Origin of the sequence: Pseudomonas sp. IPO3747 (assembly GCF_013385245.1) — a bacterium.
GTDB classification, from domain to species: Bacteria; Pseudomonadota; Gammaproteobacteria; order Pseudomonadales; family Pseudomonadaceae; genus Aquipseudomonas; species Aquipseudomonas edaphica.
The window spans coordinates 35,944-55,822 of the sequence record NZ_JACAQL010000023.1 but is presented as its reverse complement, the minus strand read 5'-3'; the positions used below and the strand labels follow the sequence as shown (position 1 = coordinate 55,822).

Sequence of the window (19,879 nt, the reverse complement as noted above, 5' to 3'; positions counted from 1 at the left end):
GGCTTTTTGCCGCTGCAAGTGGCGCTGAGATGCCATTGCTTGTCTCTTGATTGCACGGGGCTCACAGGCGCCAAATCACGAACGCCTTGAGTCAAACGCTTTAAAATTCAACAATGTGTTACTTCGTATTTCCCTTTGAGATTCATTCATGATTGCCCCCATCCGTTTTCTCGCCTGGTTGCTGCTGCCAGCCTTGATGTCATGCAGCTTCAACCTGCTGGCCGCGACTGCCGAGGGCGCCCCACAAGCCCTGCATTTGTTGGACTACATTGGCGCTGACTACCCTCCGACGGTGGAGGCGGGCAAGGTTATCGATGAATCCGAATATCGCGAACAAGTAGAGTTTCTCGGGGTGTTGCAGGGGCTGGTGGCCGAGCTGCCGCAAAGGCCGGAGCGCGCCGAGTTGGTCAAGGGCGTCGACGAATTGTTAGCGGCTGTATCCGCTCACCAGGACGGCGCGACCGTCGCCCGCCAAGCCCGTCAGCTGGGCGCCAAGTTGGCGGTGGCCTATGAAGTCAGCCAGGCACCGGCTATCACGCCAGACCCTGCGCGGGGTGCGCCGCTGTACGCCCAGCACTGCTCGGTGTGCCACGGTACTGCCGGTGCGGGTGATGGCCCGGCGTCCACGGGCATGACGCCGCCGCCAGCGAACCTGCGCGATGCGGTACGTCTGGACCGCCTGAGTCTCTACGCGATTTACAACACGTTGGGCCTGGGTGTTGAAGGCACCGACATGCCGTCCTTCGCCGACCAACTGGATGACCGTCAGCGCTGGGACCTGGCCACCTACATTGCAGGCTTCACCGCCGACCCGGCTGCCGCCAAAAGCGAACAGCCTTTCAACCTTGCCGACCTCGCTCGCCAAACCCCCAACGAGGTGCTGGCAGCCAGTGGCCCAGCCGCTGCCGCGACGTTCCGCGCCCAGCGTGCGCAGCCGCCACAGGTTAAGCGTGGCCCGGCGCAGTTGCTCGACTACACCGCGACCACGTTGGACAAGAGCCTCGCCGCGTTCCGCAACGGCGATCACGAACAGGCCTATGACCTTTCGGTCGCAGCGTACCTGGAAGGCTTTGAGCTGGTAGAAAGCTCCCTGGATAACGTCGACGCCAACGTGCGTAAAGACACCGAGAAAGCCTTGATGGCCTACCGGCAGTCGTTGCAGGACGGCCTGCCGGTCGAGCAGGTGCAACAGCGCCTGGACGTGGCCAAAGGCAAACTCACCGAATCCGCCGGATTGTTGGGCAGTGATGGCCTGAGCTGGTCGCTGAGCTACATCTCTGGTTTGCTGATTCTGCTGCGCGAAGGCCTTGAGGCGATCCTGGTACTGGCGGCGATCCTGGCGTTCCTGCGTAACACCGGCCAGCAATCGGCGGTGCGCAGTGTCAACGTCGGCTGGGGTTTGGCGCTGCTGGCTGGCTTGGCGACCTGGGCACTGGCGGCATATGTGATCGACGTGAGCGGCGCCCAGCGCGAATTGCTCGAAGGCTGCACGGCGTTGTTCGCCAGTGTGATGGTGTTGTGGCTGGGCGTATGGATGCATGACCGACGCCACGCGGCGGCCTGGCAGGATTACATCAAGAGCAGCCTGGTCGGCGGAGGGGGGCGTTTCGGTTTTGCGATGCTGGCGTTTTTCTCGGTCTATCGCGAGCTGTTCGAGGTGATCCTGTTCTACGAAACCCTGTGGCTGCAAGCGGGCCCTGCCGGGCACAACGCGGTACTGGCGGGCGGCGCCACGGCGCTGGTGCTACTGGTAGGGTTGGCGTGGGTGATCCTGCGCGGCTCGGCGAAACTGCCGCTGGCGTTGTTCTTCGGTATCAACGCGGCGCTGCTGTGCGCGCTGTCGGTGGTGTTCGCCGGGCACGGCGTCAAGGCCTTGCAGGAAGCGGGCATCTTCGGCACACGGCCGGTGGCGTTCTTTGATTTCGACTGGCTGGGCATTCACGCCGATGCGTACTCGTTGAGTGCGCAGGCTGTGGCGATCCTGGCGATTGTGGTGCTGTACGGCCGCAGTCGCCTGGCCGAGAAGCGTCGAGTGGTGGCATAAGCATGCGGGTGTGGATCGATGCAGACGCCTGCCCGCGAGCAGCCAAGGACCAAGTGGTGAAGTTCGCGCTCAAGCGCCAGTTCGAAGTGGTGCTGGTGGCGGGTCAGAGCCAGATCAAGCCGAGCTTTGCCTGTGTGAAGCTGATCGTGGTGCCCAGCGGCCCGGACGCGGCGGATGACTATCTGGTGGAGCACGCCGTGCCCGGTGAGTTGGTGATCTGCAGCGACGTGCCGTTGGCCGACCGCCTGGTGAAGAAGGGCGTCACAGCCCTCGACCCCCGCGGCAAGGAGTTCAGCCCGGCGAACATGAGTGAACGGCTGGCGGTGCGCAACCTGTTCACCGACCTGCGTGAGCAGGGCCAGATGGGCGGCGGCCCACCGCCCCATGGTGAAAAGGACAAGCAGGCGTTTGCCAATGCGCTGGACCGTATCCTCACCCGATTAATGCGCCAGGCCTGACCTTGCAGTGAATGGGTTTGTTGTAGCAGTTGGGCTTGTTGTGGCGAGCAGGCTTGCCCTGCGTTGGGCTGCGCAGCAGCCCAAGACCCCACAACCTCGCACAGCCTGACACACCGCGCTGCCTGAATTGGGGCGGCTTCGCCACCCAGCGCAGGGCAAGCCTGCTCGCCACCCCATTTATCGCGGGTTAATCATTCTCGTGGGTCAGTTCCAGCACGCGATCCACCAACTTGTTGATGCCTGACGCCACCTCGCTGATGCGCTTGCCGAGCATGTAGGCCGGCGTGGTCACCAGCTTGCGGGCCTTGTCCTCGACGATATCCTCGACAGCGCACTCCTGATGAGTGGCGCCCATCTTGTCCAGGGCCGCCGCCGTGTCGGGGCAGTTGCCGATGGTGCAGGTCACGCCGGGGCCGTAGATTTTTGCGGCCAGGGCTGGCGAGATGCAGATCAGTCCCACAGGCTTGCCGGCTTCGGCAAAGGCTTCGGCCAGCTCCAGCACTTGCGGGTTGACGCTGCAACCGGCGCCCTCCACGGCAAAGTTCGAGAGATTCTTCGCTGCGCCAAACCCGCCAGGCACGATCAGTGCGTCGAACTCGTCGGCGTTGGCTTCACGAATGTCTTTCACCTCACCTCGAGCGATGCGCGCCGACTCCACCAGCACATTGCGCGACTCGGGCATCTCTTCACCGGTAAGGTGGTTGATCACGTGCAGCTGCGCAATGTCTGGCGCAAAACATTGGACCTGAGCGCCGCGCTGATCCAGGCGCAGCAGCGTGATCACACTTTCATGAATCTCTGCGCCGTCGTACACGCCGCAGCCGGAAAGGATCACTGCAATCTTTTTGCTCATGGGCATCTCTCCTGTTTTTGTGGCGTTAAATGTCTACTAATTTGTCACCTGTTGCCAATGGGATCTCCTGCGGCTACACCTAATCTTGATGTAACAAAAATACATCGGACTAGCCCATGGACTTCGTGCCTTACGCGGTACCGTTTTTTATTGCCTTGATCGTGGTCGAGCTGCTGGCCGATCGCTGGCGCGGTGAACGCAATTATCGGGTGGCGGACGCTATCAACAGCCTCAGCACTGGTGTGCTGTCCACCACCACCGGGTTGTTGACCAAAGGTGTGGGCCTGCTGACCTACGCGTTTGCCCTCAAGCACCTGGCGCTGATTGAGCTGCCTGCCCAAAGCGTGTGGACCTGGGTGTTCGCCTTTGTGTTTTACGACTTCTGTTACTACTGGCTGCACCGCTGCGGCCATGAGCGCAACATCCTCTGGGCTGCGCACTCGGTGCATCACCAGAGCGAGGACTACAACCTCACCACCGCGTTGCGCCAGACCAGTACCGGCTTCCTGCTGAGCTGGATCTTCTACTTGCCCCTGGCCGTCGTGGGCGTGCCGCTGGTGGTGTTTATCAGCGTGGCCTCGCTCAATCTCCTGTATCAATTCTGGGTACACACCCGTCACGTGCCCAAGCTCGGCTGGTTCGAGTGGTTTTTCGTCACGCCGTCCAATCATCGTGCCCACCATGCGCAAAACGCTCTCTACATGGATCGCAACTACGGCGGGGTGTTCATTATTTGGGACCGCCTGTTCGGCAGCTTCCAGGAAGAAGACGATAACGAGCCGGTGATCTTCGGCGTGACCACGCCGTTGGCCAGTTGGAACCCGCTATGGGCCAACCTGCAGTTTTATGCACAGTTGTGGAGTGATGCGCGGCGCACTGAGAGCTGGTGGGACAAGCTGCGTATCTGGTTCATGCGCACCGGCTGGCGCCCGGCGGACGTGAAAGCCAAGTACCCGATGGCCAAGCCCGATTTGAGCCAGTTCCGCAAATTCGAGGTGCCGCTGGACGCGCGCCAGCAGGTTTATATCGCCCTGCAATTTGCAGCGTATGTAGGGTTTGGCAGTTACCTGATGAATTTCGGCGAGGGGCTGCCCACGGCGGCGCTGGTGCTGGGCTGGAGTGCGATGGCGCTGGGGCTGTTCACCTTGGGCGTGGCCCTGGAGAATCGGCCGTGGGCGCTGAAAGCCGAGCTGGTGCGCCTGGGACTGAATGTGCCGTTGGTGTGGCTGGCGCCGCTGGTCGGCTTGTGGCCGGCCAGCAGCCTGGGCTGGCTGGGCCTGGTGAGTTACAGCTTGCTCAGTGCGATCGGCCTCTACTGTTGCAGAAGCCGGCTTACTCGACTGGCGTCTTAGGCGGTTGCTCCGGCGCCTGCTCGGCAGCCAGCCGGGCCTTGGCCTCAGCACAGGCTTCGCGGGCGATACGCGCGTTCTTGAAGCGCCGGCGCAGCCACAGGCCAAAGCCCAGCAATAGCAACGCGCCCAGCACCCACAGCTCGTATTTCTTGACGCTGCCGAGCATGCCTTCCAGCACCGCGCCGAAGTGGTAGGCCGCCGCGCCCAATGCCGCGGCCCAGATGGCGGCGCCGATGCCGTTGAGGATCAAGTAGCGGGCCGGCGGGTAGCCCGACAGGCCAATCGCCACCGGCATCACGGTGCGCAACCCATAAACGAAGCGGAAGCTCAGCACCCAGATATCCGGGTGCTTGCGGATATGTTCCAGGGCCTTGTCACCCATCAATTGCCAACGCGGCTTGCGCGCCAGCAGCTTGCGCCCGTGTTTGCGCCCCAGGAAATACCACAGCTGGTCGCCGGCATAGCTGCCAAAAAAGGCAACGACCACCACCAGGTTGATATCCATGTAGCCACGGAACGCCAGGAAGCCTGCGAGAACCAAAATGGTTTCGCCTTCAAAGAAGGTGCCCAGGAAGAGCGCAAAGTAGCCGAAGTCATGCAGAAATTGTTGAAGCATGGTCTGGGGTGCTGGCGAAATGAACGCGCAGCCTACGCCTTCGTGAACATTCATGAAAGTATCGAGATGTGTCACGAAGTGAACAATTCCTACATAAACGACGAATGCGACTACAGGTCGCATCGATAAGCACAACTGTCATTCCTTCGTCATAATGGCCGCTTATAACTGCAACGCTCGCCCGTAAACGCGGGCTCAGGAGTCTGTCGTGAGCTTTACCCCTGCCAATCGCCTGTTCCCCGCCACCCGTCTGCGACGCAATCGCCGTGATGATTTTTCTCGCCGCCTTGTACGTGAAAATGTACTGACGCCGAATGATCTGATCCTGCCGGTGTTTGTGCTGGACGGCGAAAATCGTCGGGAGGCTGTGGCGTCGATGCCGGGCGTGGAGCGCTTGACCATTGATTTGCTGCTTGAAGAGGCAGCCGGTTGGGTTGAACTGGGGATTCCGGCATTGGCGCTGTTCCCGGTGACACCGGCCGAGCTCAAGTCCCTCGACGCCGCCGAAGCCTGGAACCCGGAAGGCATCGCCCAGCGCGCCACCCGGGCTTTGCGTGAGCGTTTCCCGGAACTGGGTGTAATCACCGACGTGGCGCTGGACCCGTTCACCACCCACGGCCAGGATGGCATTCTCGACGAAGACGGCTATGTTCAGAACGACATCACCGTTGATGCGCTGGTCAAGCAGGCCTTGTCCCATGCAGCAGCAGGCGCCCAGGTGGTGGCACCGTCGGACATGATGGACGGCCGCATCCAGGCGATCCGCGAAGCCCTGGAACTGGCCGGCCACGTCAATGTGCGCATCATGGCCTACTCGGCCAAGTACGCCAGCGCCTATTACGGCCCGTTCCGCGATGCGGTGGGTTCGGCGTTGAACCTGGGCAAGGCCAACAAGGCCTCGTACCAGATGGACCCGGCCAACAGCCATGAAGCGCTGCACGAAGTGGCGGCCGACCTGGCCGAAGGCGCCGACATGGTGATGGTCAAGCCCGGGATGCCGTATCTGGACATCCTTTATCGGGTCAAAGAGGAATTCAAGGTGCCGACCTTTGTCTATCAGGTCAGCGGTGAATACGCCATGCACATGGCCGCGATCCAGAATGGTTGGTTGAGTGAAGGGGTGATCCTCGAATCCCTGACTGCCTTTAAACGTGCGGGTGCTGATGGCATTCTGACCTACTTCGCCGCCCGCGCTGCCCAATTGCTTAGAGAGCAACAATAGCCCTCACAGGAACACTCGATGAATACCGAAGGACTCTCCGAAGTTGCTGTAAAAGACGCTCACCCGGTGGTTGAACAAATCGCCGAAACCCCACCGGAGCTGGAGCCGGCTGCGCCTGCTGTGGTGGCTGAAGCGCCCGCGCCGGCCCCGGTGGCAGCGGTGACCAACCTGGATGACAGCAGCCTGTACATCCATCGTGAGCTGTCACAACTGCAATTCAACATCCGCGTGCTGGAGCAGGCGCTGGATGAGTCCTACCCACTGCTGGAGCGGCTTAAATTCCTGCTGATCTTCTCCAGCAACCTGGACGAGTTCTTCGAGATCCGCGTTGCCGGCCTCAAAAAGCAAATCACCTTTGCCCGCGAACAAGCCGGTGCCGACGGCCTGCAGCCGCATCAGGCCCTGGCGCGCATCAGCGAACTGGTGCACGGCCATGTGGACCGCCAATACGCGATCCTCAACGACATCCTGCTGCCGGAACTGGAAAAACATCAGGTCCGCTTCATCCGTCGTCGTCACTGGACCACCAAGATCAAGACCTGGGTGCGTCGCTACTTCCGTGACGAAATTTCACCGATCATCACCCCGATCGGCCTCGACCCGACGCACCCGTTCCCGTTGCTGGTGAACAAGAGCCTCAACTTTATCGTCGAGCTGGAAGGCATCGACGCCTTCGGTCGCGATTCGGGCCTGGCGATCATCCCGGCGCCGCGTCTGTTGCCACGGATCATCAAGGTACCGGAAGAAGTAGGGGGCGCTGGCGATAACTATGTATTCCTGTCTTCGATGATCCACGCGCACGCCGATGACCTGTTCCAGGGCATGAAGGTCAAGGGCTGCTACCAGTTCCGCCTGACCCGTAACGCCGACCTGGCGCTGGACTCCGAAGACGTCGAAGACTTGGCCCGTGCCCTGCGCGGCGAGCTGTTCTCGCGGCGCTACGGCGATGCGGTACGTCTGGAAGTGGCGGATACCTGCCCCAAACATCTGTCGGACTACCTGCTCAAGCAGTTCAACCTGGCCGAGTCCGAGTTGTATCAGGTCAATGGCCCGGTGAACCTGACACGTCTGTTCAGCATCACCGGCCTGGACAGCCACCCGGAGCTGCAATACACGCCGTTCACGCCACAGATCCCGAAACTGCTGCAAAACAGCGAGAACATTTTCAGCGTGGTGAGCAAGCAGGACATTCTGCTGTTGCACCCGTTCGAGTCGTTCACGCCAGTGGTCGACCTGCTGCGCCAGGCCGCCAAGGACCCGCATGTGTTGGCTGTGCGCCAGACCCTGTACCGCTCTGGCGCCAACTCGGAAATCGTCGATGCGCTGGTAGACGCTGCGCGTAACGGCAAGGAAGTCACGGCGGTGATCGAGCTGCGTGCGCGGTTTGACGAAGAGTCCAACCTGCAACTGGCCAGCCGCCTGCAAGCGGCCGGTGCGGTGGTGATCTACGGCGTGGTCGGCTTCAAGACCCACGCCAAGATGATGCTGATCCTGCGTCGCGAAGCTGGTGAGATCGTGCGTTATGCCCACTTGGGCACCGGTAACTATCACGCCGGCAACGCCAAGCTCTACACCGACTACAGCCTGCTCACCTCCGACGACGCTTTGTGTGAGGACGTCGGCAAGTTGTTCAGCCAGTTGATCGGCATGGGCAAGACCTTGCGCATGAAGAAGCTGTTGCACGCGCCGTTCACGCTCAAGAAGGGCATGCTCGACATGATTGCCCGCGAAACCCAGTTCGCCCTCGACGGCAAGCCGGCGCACATCATCGCCAAGTTCAACTCGCTGACCGATCCGAAGATCATCCGCGCGCTGTACAAGGCCAGCCAGTCCGGGGTGCGCATCGACCTGGTGGTGCGTGGCATGTGCTGCCTGCGCCCTGGCATTGTGGGTGTGTCACATAACATCCATGTGCGCTCGATCATCGGCCGCTTCCTGGAGCACACGCGGGTGTTCTACTTCCTCAATGGCGGCGAGGAACAGATGTTCCTCTCCAGTGCCGACTGGATGGAGCGCAACCTCGACAAGCGTGTGGAGACCTGCTTCCCGGTCGAAGGCAAGAAGCTGATCATGCGGGTCAAGAAAGAGCTGGAAAGCTACCTCACCGACAACACCCACAGCTGGAGCCTGCAATCGGACGGGCGCTACGTGCGCAACACCCCGACCGGCAACCAGAACCCGCGCAGTGCGCAGGCGACGTTGCTGGAGAAGCTGGGTAGCCCGATTCTTGCGGTGAACTAAAAGCCTGCACAGACCTAATGTGGGAGCGGGCTTGCTGTGGCGAGGGAGCTTGCTCCCGTTGACTGCGCAGCAGTCTCCGGCTTTTTGGGGGCGCTACGCACCCCAGCGCAAGCAAGCTTGCTCGCCACAGCAAGCGCGCTCCCACATTTGTTTTGTGGCGTTACATAGATCGTATCAGCGCAGGTTCAGCGCGAACCCCACCCGCGTCAACCACTCCGCTTCCTGGGCAAAGTCCGCCTGGGTCAGCTGGTTTTCATCCAGCCAGCCTTTGGGGAACACCACGTCGAGGCTGTCACCGTGGGCGCGCAGGGTGACTTGGGGCATTTCCTGGGTGCCACGGATGTGGTGGAACAGGATCGCAAAGCGCAGCAGCACGCACAGGCGGATCAGCTTGATGCCTTCGTCGCCGAACTCGGCAAATTTGTCCTTGGGAATGTTGCGGCGATGGCCACGCACCAGCAGGGCGAGCATCTGTTGGTCTTCGCGGGAGAAACCGGCGAGGTCCGAGTGCTCGATCAGGTAGGCGCCGTGCTTGTGGTAATGGTAGTGGGCGATGTCCAGGCCCACTTCATGCACCTTGGCGGCCCAGCCCAGCAGTTCGCGCCAGACGCCGTCTTCCAGGTCCCAGTCCTCGGCTACCTGGTCAAAGGCGTGCAGGGCTTTGCGTTCCACCCGGGCCGCTTGTTCCAGGTCGACGTGATAACGCTCCATCAACGAGGTGAGGGTGCGCTCACGCACGTCTTCGTGGTGATGGCGGCCCAGCAGGTCATACAGCACGCCTTCGCGCAGGGCGCCGTCGCAGTGGTCCATACGTTGCAGTTCGAGGGCGTCGAAAATCGCTTCGAGAATCGCAAGGCCAGCCGGGAAGATGGTACGACGGTCGGGCTTGATGCCGTCGAAGTCGATTTTCTCGGCATCGCCCAGCTTGAACAGTTTGCGCTTGAGCCATGCCAGGCCTTCGGCGTTGACCTCACCGGTGCCATGGCCGCCGGCTTTGAGGGCCAGGCCGATGGCGCGGATGGTGCCGGACGAGCCGATGGCTTCATCCCAGGTCAAGCGGTGCAGCGCATGCTCGATGCTCATGATCTCCAGCCGAGCCGCTGTGTAGGCCTGGGCATAGCGGGCCGGGGTGATCTTGCCGTCCTTGAAATAGCGCTGGGTAAAGCTCACGCAGCCCATTTGCAGGCTCTCGCGCAGCAATGGCTCGAATCTTTGCCCGATGATGAACTCGGTACTGCCGCCGCCGATATCCGCCACCAGGCGCTTGCCGGGCGTGTCGGCCAGGGTGTGGGACACGCCCAGGTAGATAAGGCGCGCCTCTTCCCGGCCGGAGATAACTTCTACCGGGTGCCCGAGGATTTCTTCGGCGCGGCGGATGAATTCGACACGGTTGCGCGCCTCACGCAGGGCGTTGGTGCCGACAATTCGCACGGCGCCCAATGGCATGCCGTTGATCAGTTGGGCAAAACGCTTGAGGCAGTCGAGGCCGCGCTGCATGGATTCTTCATTGAGCTGGCGCTGGTCGTCGATGCCGGCAGCCAGTTGAACTTTCTCGCCGAGCCGCTCAAGGATGCGGATTTCGCCGTTCTGGGCCTTGGCCACGACCATGTGAAAGCTGTTGGAGCCCAGGTCGATGGCGGCGATCAGGGACAAATTCTTGGCTTGGGATTGCGGCATGGTTTGGGGGTCTCGGTCGATAACCCGACCATCGTGCCACGATCGACCGCTGGCGCCAACGCGTTGTGCTTCAGGAATCTTCCTGTCGGTGCGGGAGGCAATGCCTGTTGGAGATGTAGGGCGATTCTCCTTTGCTCTAGCGAATAAACTTAAGGCTAGGTACGAGGTATTAAATTTATGCCTATAAAAACTCTCGGGACTTTCCTTACAAGGGTTTTGTATTTGTTCTGCTCGGTTTTTTAGTTATGACTACTGATGCAGTTGAAAAGGGTGGTCATATTTTTGTTGTATTCGGACAGCAGTTGACGTGCTCTCCTATTCTTTTTTAGGTCACTTACAAGCGAGACTGCCCGTCGGCAATGATGCCGTGGTGTTATTTGTTTATGGCGTTTTATGTCAGGGAATGTCGTGTTTTAGAAGCGGAGCTTTTCAGCCTTTAATAAGTAACGTCTGTTAACTTCTAATGACGGGTAAAAGATGAAAAAAGTATTTGGTTTGGCCGTGGGGATTGCGTGCCTGTTTGCCAGTGTAGGCGCCTATGCAACTACCAACCCGACCGGCAACCTGATCGTCAAGGGCACCATTATTCCGGCGGCTTGCAGTATGAGCGTTAGCGCCGGCGGGGTTATCGACTATGGCACGATTCGAGCCAATCAATTGTCCCAGACGAATTTCAACCCACTTGCGGAGCGTTCCACTTCGCTGGTCGTCAATTGCGGTACTACACCTGCCAGGTTTTTCTTGTCTGTCACTGACTTGCGGGCCTCCAGTAAAGTTACTGGCATATTGGGCGCTGGCTACACCGAAGCCCAAAACTATGGTCTCGGTACGTATGGTGGCAGGCGCACCGGCGGCTATTCGGTCACCCTCAGAAACCTGACGTCCAACGGTGTGGCGCTCAACCCGATTGTACGGTCGAGCAAGGACGCAGCCTGGCAAGCCAGCGACGGTAAGGTTTCCCAGACACCTAACCAGCATTCCTGGCGTAACGGCGCTGTCAATGCGCCAGCTTCGATCTCTCAGCTAACCGGTGTTATTGCCGTCAAAGCGGTGATCAATCGCGCAAGTGATCTGAACCTTACCGGCAATATTGCGTTGGATGGTCACGCGACGCTGGTTCTGGATTACATCTAAACGTTTGAGCAACAGTCGATAGCGAGGCAGAGTCAGTCAGGGGGACTCTTATTAGTTATCGGCTGTTTTCATGTGGCTGTGCAATTACACGTACTCATTTGTTTGTGAATGTTCCAGGGAGAACTCGGTGAACGGTCTTTCAAGAATAATTGGTTTCATATCGTGTTGTATGGCTTTGTTGCTGTATGGCGTAGCCCATGCCGACGGTATGTTGCCTGAAACAACGGTTGTCATTCTTTATGAAGAGAATGGCGAAGCCACGATCAATATAAAAAACACTGATCCAACCCCTGCGTTACTGCACTCCGTCATAGAAAATGTGCCCGAGGATCTTGAAACCCTGTTGATCGTCACCCCGCCCATTGCTCGCGTGGAGCCAGGGGAAACGCAACTGGTCCGGTTTATCAGCACCCTGAAGTCGCCGCTCAAGACTCAACGCCTCAAGCGCGTGTCCTTCGAGGGGATTCCCCAGGCGCGTGAGCCCGGTGGTGCGACCATTGGTATCACCCTGCGTCAAAACTTGCCGCTGATCCTGCACCCGGCAGGTTTGCCCCGGCACCAGGCACCTTGGGAACTGCTCAAGTGGAAGCGCCAGGGTGATCGCTTGAGCGTGCATAACGACAGTGCCTATGTGGTGCGCATGGGATTGGAAGTGCAGCTTAATCCGCTGAAACAGACCGGCTTGCTGCCCCGCACTTATATCCTGCCGGGTGAGGTGTTGACGCTCAATACCCAAGGGCCTGTGGCCGAGGTGTCCTCGGTGGTGCTGCAGCCGGCCACGACCTTCGGGTTTGCTGTCGATGACTACCAGGCAGATGTTCTGGGTCATGGGCGCTAAGCGTTCGATGACTGGACTGACGGTTCGCCGCCCGGGGCTTTTCATGGGGTTGGCAGCCTTGTGGGGTGCTCCCGGTTTTGCTTTGGCAGTCGAGTTGGGAGAGGGCTTTGATCTGGCTGTCCTGGCCAGCTATGGCATCGACCCGAAGGTCTCCGACTACTTTCGCAGTGCGGCGCGGTTTCGTGAGGGCAGGCAGATAGTGGGGCTGCGGGTCAACGGGAATTCCCTGGGGTTGGTTGAGGCCCGTTTCGATTATCAGGGGCAGCTGTGTTTTACCCAGGGTTTGCTGGAGAAAGCTGGCCTTAAAGTGCCCTTGGCGATCGTGCAATCGGGCATCTCGGCGGATCAGGCCTGTCACGATTTCGTGGGTGAGTTCCCCGCGACCATCGTCAGGTTGCAGCCGGGCAGCGAAGAAGTGGTGCTGGTTGTGCCTACCCAGTCCTTGCGTGAGCCTGAATGGGAAGTGGGAGGTTTTTCCGAGGGCGGTGCGGCGGCGTTGTTCAACTACGATGTGCTCGGGTTTCAGACCCAGTCGCGCAGTGGCCCCAGCCGGTTCGTTTCGGCTTATACCGAGGCGGGATTCAACCTGGGTAATTGGGTGGTCCGCAGCCGGCAGTTCTATATTTCTGATAACGGCAAAAGCAGCAGCGAGCATGTGCAGGCCTACGCCCAGCGTGATATCGCGGCGTTGCAGTCAACTTTCCAGGTGGGCCAGATCTCTACCCGAAGCCCGGTGTTCGGTGGGATTCAGCTATCGGGATTACAGCTGTTTCCTGATGGTGTCTCCCGCGCCGGCGCCAATCATGGTGTGGTGGTGGACGGTTTGGCCCACAGCCAGGCGCGTGTCGAGGTGCGCCAGTCCGGTGCGCTGATCCATACCACGTTAGTGCCCGAGGGGCCGTTCAGCCTGACAGGCTTGCCTTTGCTCAATGGCACCAGTGACCTGGAGGTCAGCGTTATCGGCACGCGGGGCGGCACCCGCAGTTTCGTGGTGCCGGCGGCTTCCTTTGGTGCGGCTATTGCCATAACCCCAGGCTTTGACTTCGCCCTTGGCAAGGTACGTGAACAGCTGAGCGAAGGCCGCGAGGCGCCGACTGTCGTCATGGGCAGCGGCACCTGGGGGCTTGGCCGGCAGTCATCCCTGGGGTTCGGTTTATTGAGTACAGATGAGTACCAGTCGGCCGGCGGCACTATGAGCAGTGTGTTTTTCCAGCGGGTTACCGTCAGTGCTCGGCAAAACATCTCGCGCGATGGTGAGGCGGGTGTGAACGGCAGCCGCCGTGCCGTATCCCTGAGCAGCCCGTTGGTGGCGGGTGTTGAGATGAGCCTGAGTGCGACGACCCAAAGCCCAGGTTATCGCGATGTCCTCGAGGCAGGCCCGGGTTTGAAAAAAAATGATCTGCAGACCCGCTTCCAGAATCAGTACACGGTGGGGTTCAACTGGGCAGAACCGACCTTGGGGGCTTTTTCAGTCAGCTACTCACGCAGTACGCAGTTTGATGGGCAGCTTGCCGAACATGTATTTGCCTCGTGGAACAAGGGGTTCAGGCAGGTGGATGTAGCGTTGATCGCCGACTCGCAGGTGGGCGCTTCGCGGCGGCGCAAGACCGCAAGCCGTGAGCGAGAAAAACGTGATGAGGTCACGCCAGAGGGGCTGTCCTTGCGCCTGCAGGTCACGGTGCCCTTTGGAGAAGATCGCCGCCTGACGTCCTACGCCAGTCGCCGCAATGGCCGTGCCGATATGGGCACGGCATTGTCCGAGCGGGTCAATGAGTATGTGAACTACGAAGTGGGGGTTGAGCGGGATCTGCAGGAGCGCCAGCAAGCGGTTCGCGCGAATGTGGACGTGATGCCGCGCTACACCCGTGTGGGCCTGGGTGTGAACCGCACGCCCACGAGCACCAGCTACAGCGGGCAACTGCAGGGTGCCGTGGTGGCTCACGCGCGCGGCCTGACCTTTTCCCCCTACGCAGTGCAGGACACCTTTGGTGTGCTTTCGGTGGGGGAAGTGTCAGCGGCCAAGGTTACGACCCCACAAGGCCCGGTGTGGACCGATTACCGTGGGCATGCGGTGATTCCCGGCTTGCCGGCCTATACCACCAGCCACCTGGAGGTGCAGACCCAGTCCTTGCCCAAGCGGGTCGATCTCAAGAACGGCACCAAAATCCTCGCCGTCGGGCGCGGATCATTCAATACCGTGGATTTCCAAGTGGTGAATGTTCGCCGGGTACTGCTTGAGGTGCGCGATGAGCAAGGTGCACCTCTGCCCCAGGGCTCTGCGGTGTTTGGCCCGGACAACACCTACCTGACCAATGTGGTGGGTGAGGGCCTGATCTTTTTGAACCACATGGATGACGGGCAAATCCTCAGCGTTTCGCCGCCGGGCTCTGCCCGCGCGTGCCTGCTGCATCTGAACCTTGAGTCGCAATCCACAGAGGACAAGCTCTATGAAACGGCTTCGGCGATCTGTCGTGCCCAATGAATCAGTGCAATACACCCTGCGTCGACTGTGCCTGGGCGTTAGCTTGTTGTTCATGCTCGCGATAGCGGCCCCGGAGGCTTCGGCGAATGACTGCCGCCTTTCCCTCAGCCAGCCAAGGGTCGACCACGGCGTGCTCCGGCGCGCGGAGTTGTTGGGCGAGCCGCTCGCAAGCCAGCCCATCATCCTGGGCAGGCGAACGCTGCAGCTGAGTGTCGTATGTGCCGAACCAGGGGCTGTCGCCTTGCGCTTTACGGGTGTTCCGGCGGGGACGCAAGGCTATCGATTCGGCCGACAGGGCAGCTTCACCCTGGCCCTCAAGCATGCCCAGGTCGATGGTCGCGCCGTTGAACTGAGTACGTCACAGCCCACAGAAACGGCTACCAGCGGGCACTTACTGCCCGGTCACGTGCTGATAGCCAAAGCCGGTGGTTTGCCGCTGACCGGCACACGCTTTTCAGCACAAGTGCAGATCGACACGTATTTACCGCCCGATGCCTTTTCAGTACGCCACGAGACCGTCTTCGAAGGCCAGGGGCACTTTGAATGGTTGCCCGGCGGTTAATCGATCAGCCCGGCTGCTCCACCGAGCCGATGAAATTGGCGAACTCCGGCGTCTTTGGGTTGGCGAACAAGGTCTTGGGGTCGCCCACTTCATGCACCTTGCCCTGGTGCATGAACACCAGCTTGTCCCCGACTTCCCGGGCAAAGCGCATTTCGTGGGTCACCATGATCAGGGTCATGCCGTCCTTGGCCAATTGGCGCACCACACTGAGCACTTCATTGACCAGCTCCGGGTCCAGTGCCGAGGTAATTTCATCGCACAGCAGCACCTTGGGCGACATGGCCAGCGCACGGGCTATGGCGACCCGTTGCTGCTGGCCGCCGGACAGACGATCAGGGAAGGCATCAAATTTTTCCCCCAGCCCCACCCGCTCCAGCATCTGCCGGGCAAGCTGGGCGGCTTTGGCCTTGGGCACTTTCTGCACCACTTGTGGCGCGAGCATGACGTTCTCGCCCACGGTCAGGTGTGGGAACAGGTTGAACTGCTGGAACACCATCCCGACTTTCTGCCGCAGGCTGCGCAGGTCGGCGCGGGCGGCGTCGAGGTATTCGCCGTCGACCTCAATTACGCCGTCGTTGATCGATTCAAGGCCATTGAGGGTACGCAGCAAGGTCGACTTGCCCGAGCCACTGCGGCCGATGATCGCCACCACCTGGCCTTCTTCAACCGTCAGGTCGATGCCCTTGAGTACGTGGTGATCGCCGTAATATTTATGCAGGGCGGAAATTCTAAGCAGAGGCATGCAGTCTCCTTTCCAGGTAGCGCGCACTGAGGGACAAGGGGTAGCAGAGCAGGAAGTAGCCGAGCGCCACCAGGCCGTAGACCATAAAGGGCTCGAAGGTAGCGTTGGCGAGCATGCCGCCGGTTTTGGTCAGTTCGGTAAAACCGATGATCGAGGTCACGGCGGTGCCTTTGACCACCTGCACCGAAAAGCCCACGGTGGGCGCCACGGCAATGCGCAGGGCTTGCGGCAGGATCACGTAGCGCAGTTGTTCAAGCGGGTTAAGCGCCAGGCTGGCCGAGGCTTCCCATTGCCCGTGGGCAATCGACTCGACGCAGCCGCGCCAGATCTCGGCCAGGTAAGCACTGGTAAACAGGGTCAAGGCAATCGCCGCCGCCAGCCAGGGCGAGATATCCACACCCAGCAGCGCGATGCCAAAAAACACCAGGAACAGCTGCATCAACAGCGGCGTGCCCTGGAACAGTTCGATATAGGTGCGCGCGAGATTGCGCGGGAAGGCTTTGCGGCTGATGCGCATCGTCATCACCAGTAAACCGATAACGCCGCCACCGACAAACGCCACCAGCGACAGCAGCAAGGTCCATTGCAAGCCGGTGGCGAGGTTGCGCACGATGTCCCAGAAGGAGAAATCACTCATCGGCTGTTCCTCATCACGTAGCGACGGCCGATCCAGTTGAGCAACTGGCGAATCATCAGCGCCATGCACAGGTACACCAGGGTGGTCAGTGCGTAGGTTTCAAACGCGCGGAAGTTGCGTGACTGGATAAAGTTGGCGGCAAAGCTCAGCTCTTCGGTGGCGATCTGCGAGCACACCGCCGAGCCGAGCATCACGATGATGATCTGGCTGCTCAGGGCCGGCCACACCTTGCCCAGTGCCGGCAACAGCACCACATGGCGAAACGCCTCGAAACGCGTCATCGCCAATGCCGCTGCGGCTTCCAGCTGCCCGCTTGGGACCGCCTGGATGCCGGCGCGAATGATCTCGGTGGAGTACGCCCCCAGGTTGATCACCATCGCCAGTACGGCGGCTTGCCACTCGGTGATTTTCAGCCCCAGGGATGGCAGGCCGAAGAAGATGAAAAACAACTGCACCAGAAACGGCGTGTTGCGGATCAACTCGACATACACCCCGAAGACCCAGGAAAACGGCTGGATCTTCCATGCCCGCACCACAGCGCCGACGGTGCCCAGGGCCACGCCGAGGATCGCGCCGATAGCCGTCAGCTCAAGGGTAAACAGCGCGCCGCGTAGCAGCAGGTCGGTATTGGCCAGCACCGGCACAAAGTCAAATTGATACGCCATGAATCAGCTCCGCATCAAAGATCGGCAGGCAGTGGCTCTTTAAGCCACTGCATCGCGTTCTTTTCCAGGCTGCCATCGGCTTTGGCCGCGACCAGGATCTGGTTGACCTTCTCCAGCAGCGCTGGCTCGTTCTTGTTAACTCCCACGTACACCGGCGAATCCTTGAGTTTCACTTTCAGCTCCAGCCCACGTTTATTACTGCGCTCGCTGATCGCCACCATCACCACGTTGCCGCTGGCGATCAGGTCGACCTGGCCGGCCAGGTAGGCGGCGATGGTTGAGTTGTTGTCTTCGAAACGCTTGATCGTGGCTTCCTTGGGCGCGACGGCGGTCAGCTCGATGTCTTCGATGGCGCCGCGCGTCACGCTGATGGTCTTGCCCTTGAGGTCATCGGTGGTGTGGATGGCCGCATCAGGCGGCCCGAACACGGCCAGGTAGAACGGCGCGTAGGCCTTGGAGAAGTCGATGACCTTTTCGCGCTCGGCGTTCTTGCCCAGGCTGGAAATCACCAGGTCGACCTTGCCGGTAGTGAGAAACGGGATACGGTTGGTGCTGTTCACCGGGGTCAGTTCCAGCTTGACCTTGAGCTGGTCGGCCAGCAGCTTGGCGGTGTCGACGTCCAGGCCACGGGGTTTCATGTCCGGGCCAACCGAGCCGAACGGCGGGAAGTCTTGGGGCACGGCAACCTTGAGGGTGCCACGGGCGACGATATCGTCCAGACCGTTGGCATGGGCGGGCGCCTGGCTCAGCATCAGGCTGGCAAACAGGGCAGTGAGCAGGGCGCTGTAGCGCTTGGTCATGGCAACTCTCCGGGGAAGGGCGCGGGAATATTCTGTTTCGAGCCATTGCACGGCCCATGCCATCACGGCGCCAATGGCCTGGAACGCTGGTATTTGTTGAGTTCTGGTGGTCTTACTGGTCTGAACAGTGAGCGAGTTTTTCGCACCTTTTTCGAGCGCCGATAAAACCTCGCGAGCCCCTTTGGGGCGCGGCTTGCCGCCGGCTGCGAATAGCTTTACAACTAGCCGCTCCGTTGACTGCAACCTTGAGTTTTCTATGAATTCCATCGCCCAAGCCGTACCGGAAGCGGCCCTGCAGGCCATCCGCAAACTGATCAAGGAACAGGGCTTTGCAGCGGGTGACGCGTTGCCGTCCCAGCGCGACCTGGCGGTACAGTTGGGCGTGAGTCGGGCATCGTTGCGCGAGGCGTTGTCGTCTTTAAGTGCATTGGGCGTGGTGAGTGTGCAGCCGGGTAAAGGCGTGTTTGTGCAAGAGGTGCAAGAAGCGCCGGGGTTCGCCTGGCCCTTCGCTGCCCAGGCCACGCCCCTGGATATCTTCCAGTTGCGCTACGCCCTGGAAGGGTTCGCCGCGGGGTTGGCGGCAGTGACGTTGACTCTCGATGAACTGGACAGCCTGCAAGACAATGTCGAGGCCATGCGCAAAGTGCTCAAGGCTGGCGACTTCGAAGCCGCTGCCCGGCTGGACTTCGAGTTCCATCAGCGGATCCTGCTGGCCAGCGGTAACCAGGCGATGGTGAGCATCCTGAGTGCCAGTGCCGAGGTGTTCCTGGAGAGCCAGAAGCTACCGTTCATCCGACCGGAACGGGCCATGGAGACTTGGCAAGAGCACCGCAAGATCCTGCGTGCCCTGGCCAGGCGCGCCAGTGCTGCGGCGCAGAAAACCATGCAGGAACACGTGCGCAATGCGGCATTGCGCACGGGCATCGCCTTCGTGACTCCCGTGACGCCGTGAGTGGGCTATACCCAAACTCATGCAACGCCATAGCAAGACTCAATCAGAGGCGGCTTCCTGAACGGGGGAAGGGCGGCTATGATGGGCCACGTTTTTTTTGCTTACAATCCGGAGACATCCATGAGCAACGATCTTATCAAGCACGTCACCGACGCGACCTTTGAGGCCGAAGTACTCAAGGCTCAAGGCCCGGTACTGGTTGACTACTGGGCTGAATGGTGTGGCCCTTGCAAAATGATCGCTCCTGTTCTGGACGACATTGCGACCACTTACGAAGGCAAGCTGACCATTGCCAAGCTGAACATCGACGACAATCAGGAAACCCCGGCCAAGCACGGCGTGCGTGGTATCCCGACCCTGATGCTGTTCAAGAACGGCAACGTCGAAGCCACTAAAGTGGGCGCGCTGTCGAAGTCCCAGCTGCAAGCTTTCCTCGACGCGAACATCTAAGCGTCGTCAAAAAAGCCCCGCAAAATAGCGGGGCTTTTTCGTGAAACAGGGCTAGACGCTCCGAAATTCAGGTGGTACATTCGGCCCCGCACTGGTTTCTCCACTGCCCCCTGCAAGCCGTCGCCGACGCATTCCTTTTCGATTAGTACGCGAT

Annotated in this window: 18 protein-coding genes; 11 read left to right on the top strand and 7 right to left on the bottom strand. The window is 60.3% G+C overall.

Annotation, left to right across the window (positions count from 1 at the left end; genetic code table 11):
- The first annotated feature begins 148 nt into the window (after positions 1-148).
- Positions 149-2,044: an FTR1 family protein gene (locus tag HX790_RS24745; protein ID WP_017135237.1), complete on the top strand. Its 1,896-nt coding sequence runs from the start codon at positions 149-151 to the stop codon at positions 2,042-2,044.
- A gap of 2 nt (positions 2,045-2,046) precedes the next feature.
- Entirely contained in the window at positions 2,047-2,502 is a 456-nt protein-coding gene (locus HX790_RS24740) for a YaiI/YqxD family protein (RefSeq protein ID WP_017135238.1), read from the top strand.
- 187 nt (positions 2,503-2,689) lie between these two features.
- Here HX790_RS24740 and elbB read toward each other — a convergent pair whose 3' ends face one another.
- Complete coding sequence (gene elbB / locus HX790_RS24735; RefSeq protein ID WP_017135239.1) at positions 2,690-3,355, bottom strand: isoprenoid biosynthesis glyoxalase ElbB; 666 nt, start codon at positions 3,353-3,355, stop codon at positions 2,690-2,692.
- 116 nt (positions 3,356-3,471) lie between these two features.
- On the opposite strand from elbB, the gene HX790_RS24730 reads away from it, so the two are divergent.
- Positions 3,472-4,707, top strand: coding sequence for a sterol desaturase family protein (locus HX790_RS24730; protein ID WP_017135240.1), 1,236 nt, complete (start codon positions 3,472-3,474; stop codon positions 4,705-4,707).
- On the opposite strand, the gene HX790_RS24725 is transcribed toward HX790_RS24730, so the two are convergent.
- Positions 4,688-5,323, bottom strand: a complete 636-nt coding sequence (locus tag HX790_RS24725; protein ID WP_026013544.1) for a DedA family protein — start codon at positions 5,321-5,323, stop codon at positions 4,688-4,690. The genes HX790_RS24730 and HX790_RS24725 overlap by 20 nt on opposite strands.
- Positions 5,324-5,531: 208 nt before the next feature.
- Here HX790_RS24725 and hemB point away from each other — a divergent pair, with 208 nt between their 5' ends.
- On the top strand, positions 5,532-6,545 hold the full coding sequence (hemB, locus tag HX790_RS24720) for a porphobilinogen synthase (RefSeq protein ID WP_099550285.1): 1,014 nt from the start codon (positions 5,532-5,534) through the stop codon (positions 6,543-6,545).
- Between the two features lie 18 nt (positions 6,546-6,563).
- Entirely contained in the window at positions 6,564-8,786 is a 2,223-nt protein-coding gene (ppk1, locus tag HX790_RS24715) for a polyphosphate kinase 1 (RefSeq protein ID WP_017135242.1), read from the top strand.
- Between the two features lie 174 nt (positions 8,787-8,960).
- Here the strand turns inward: ppk1 and ppx are convergent, their stop codons facing one another.
- Positions 8,961-10,463, bottom strand: coding sequence for an exopolyphosphatase (gene ppx, locus HX790_RS24710; RefSeq protein WP_017135243.1), 1,503 nt, complete (start codon positions 10,461-10,463; stop codon positions 8,961-8,963).
- 477 nt (positions 10,464-10,940) lie between these two features.
- On the opposite strand from ppx, the gene HX790_RS24705 reads away from it, so the two are divergent.
- From HX790_RS24705 to HX790_RS24690, 4 genes are all read left to right on the top strand, one after another.
- A complete protein-coding gene (locus tag HX790_RS24705) occupies positions 10,941-11,597 on the top strand; it encodes a DUF1120 domain-containing protein (RefSeq protein ID WP_017135244.1) in 657 nt (218 codons plus the stop codon).
- 169 nt (positions 11,598-11,766) lie between these two features.
- On the top strand, positions 11,767-12,435 hold the full coding sequence (locus HX790_RS24700) for a fimbria/pilus chaperone family protein (RefSeq protein WP_017135245.1): 669 nt from the start codon (positions 11,767-11,769) through the stop codon (positions 12,433-12,435).
- Positions 12,436-12,478: 43 nt separating this feature from the next.
- Complete coding sequence (locus HX790_RS24695) at positions 12,479-14,917, top strand: fimbria/pilus outer membrane usher protein (protein WP_256349231.1); 2,439 nt, start codon at positions 12,479-12,481, stop codon at positions 14,915-14,917.
- Positions 14,883-15,479 carry a hypothetical protein gene (locus HX790_RS24690; RefSeq protein WP_169988009.1) on the top strand — a complete coding sequence of 199 codons (597 nt, stop codon included), beginning with the start codon at positions 14,883-14,885 and terminating at the stop codon, positions 15,477-15,479. Before HX790_RS24695 ends, HX790_RS24690 begins: the two co-directional genes overlap by 35 nt.
- Before the next feature lie 4 nt (positions 15,480-15,483).
- On the opposite strand, the gene HX790_RS24685 is transcribed toward HX790_RS24690, so the two are convergent.
- The 4 genes from HX790_RS24685 to HX790_RS24670 are packed head-to-tail and all read right to left on the bottom strand — an operon-like array spanning position 15,484 to position 18,323.
- Entirely contained in the window at positions 15,484-16,221 is a 738-nt protein-coding gene (locus HX790_RS24685) for an amino acid ABC transporter ATP-binding protein (protein ID WP_017135248.1), read from the bottom strand.
- A complete protein-coding gene (locus HX790_RS24680; RefSeq protein ID WP_017135249.1) occupies positions 16,208-16,858 on the bottom strand; it encodes an amino acid ABC transporter permease in 651 nt (216 codons plus the stop codon). Before HX790_RS24680 ends, HX790_RS24685 begins: the two co-directional genes overlap by 14 nt.
- The gene (locus tag HX790_RS24675) at positions 16,855-17,523 is read right to left on the bottom strand and encodes an amino acid ABC transporter permease (protein ID WP_017135250.1); all 669 of its coding nucleotides are present in this window, start codon (positions 17,521-17,523) and stop codon (positions 16,855-16,857) included. Before HX790_RS24675 ends, HX790_RS24680 begins: the two co-directional genes overlap by 4 nt.
- A 14-nt stretch (positions 17,524-17,537) precedes the next feature.
- The gene (locus HX790_RS24670) at positions 17,538-18,323 is read right to left on the bottom strand and encodes a transporter substrate-binding domain-containing protein (RefSeq protein ID WP_017135251.1); all 786 of its coding nucleotides are present in this window, start codon (positions 18,321-18,323) and stop codon (positions 17,538-17,540) included.
- Positions 18,324-18,579: 256 nt separating this feature from the next.
- Here HX790_RS24670 and HX790_RS24665 point away from each other — a divergent pair, with 256 nt between their 5' ends.
- Both HX790_RS24665 and trxA read left to right on the top strand, forming a co-directional pair.
- A complete protein-coding gene (locus HX790_RS24665) occupies positions 18,580-19,275 on the top strand; it encodes a FadR/GntR family transcriptional regulator (protein ID WP_017135252.1) in 696 nt (231 codons plus the stop codon).
- A gap of 120 nt (positions 19,276-19,395) precedes the next feature.
- The gene (trxA, locus tag HX790_RS24660; protein WP_003213989.1) at positions 19,396-19,725 is read left to right on the top strand and encodes a thioredoxin TrxA; all 330 of its coding nucleotides are present in this window, start codon (positions 19,396-19,398) and stop codon (positions 19,723-19,725) included.
- Positions 19,726-19,879: the final 154 nt, after the last annotated feature.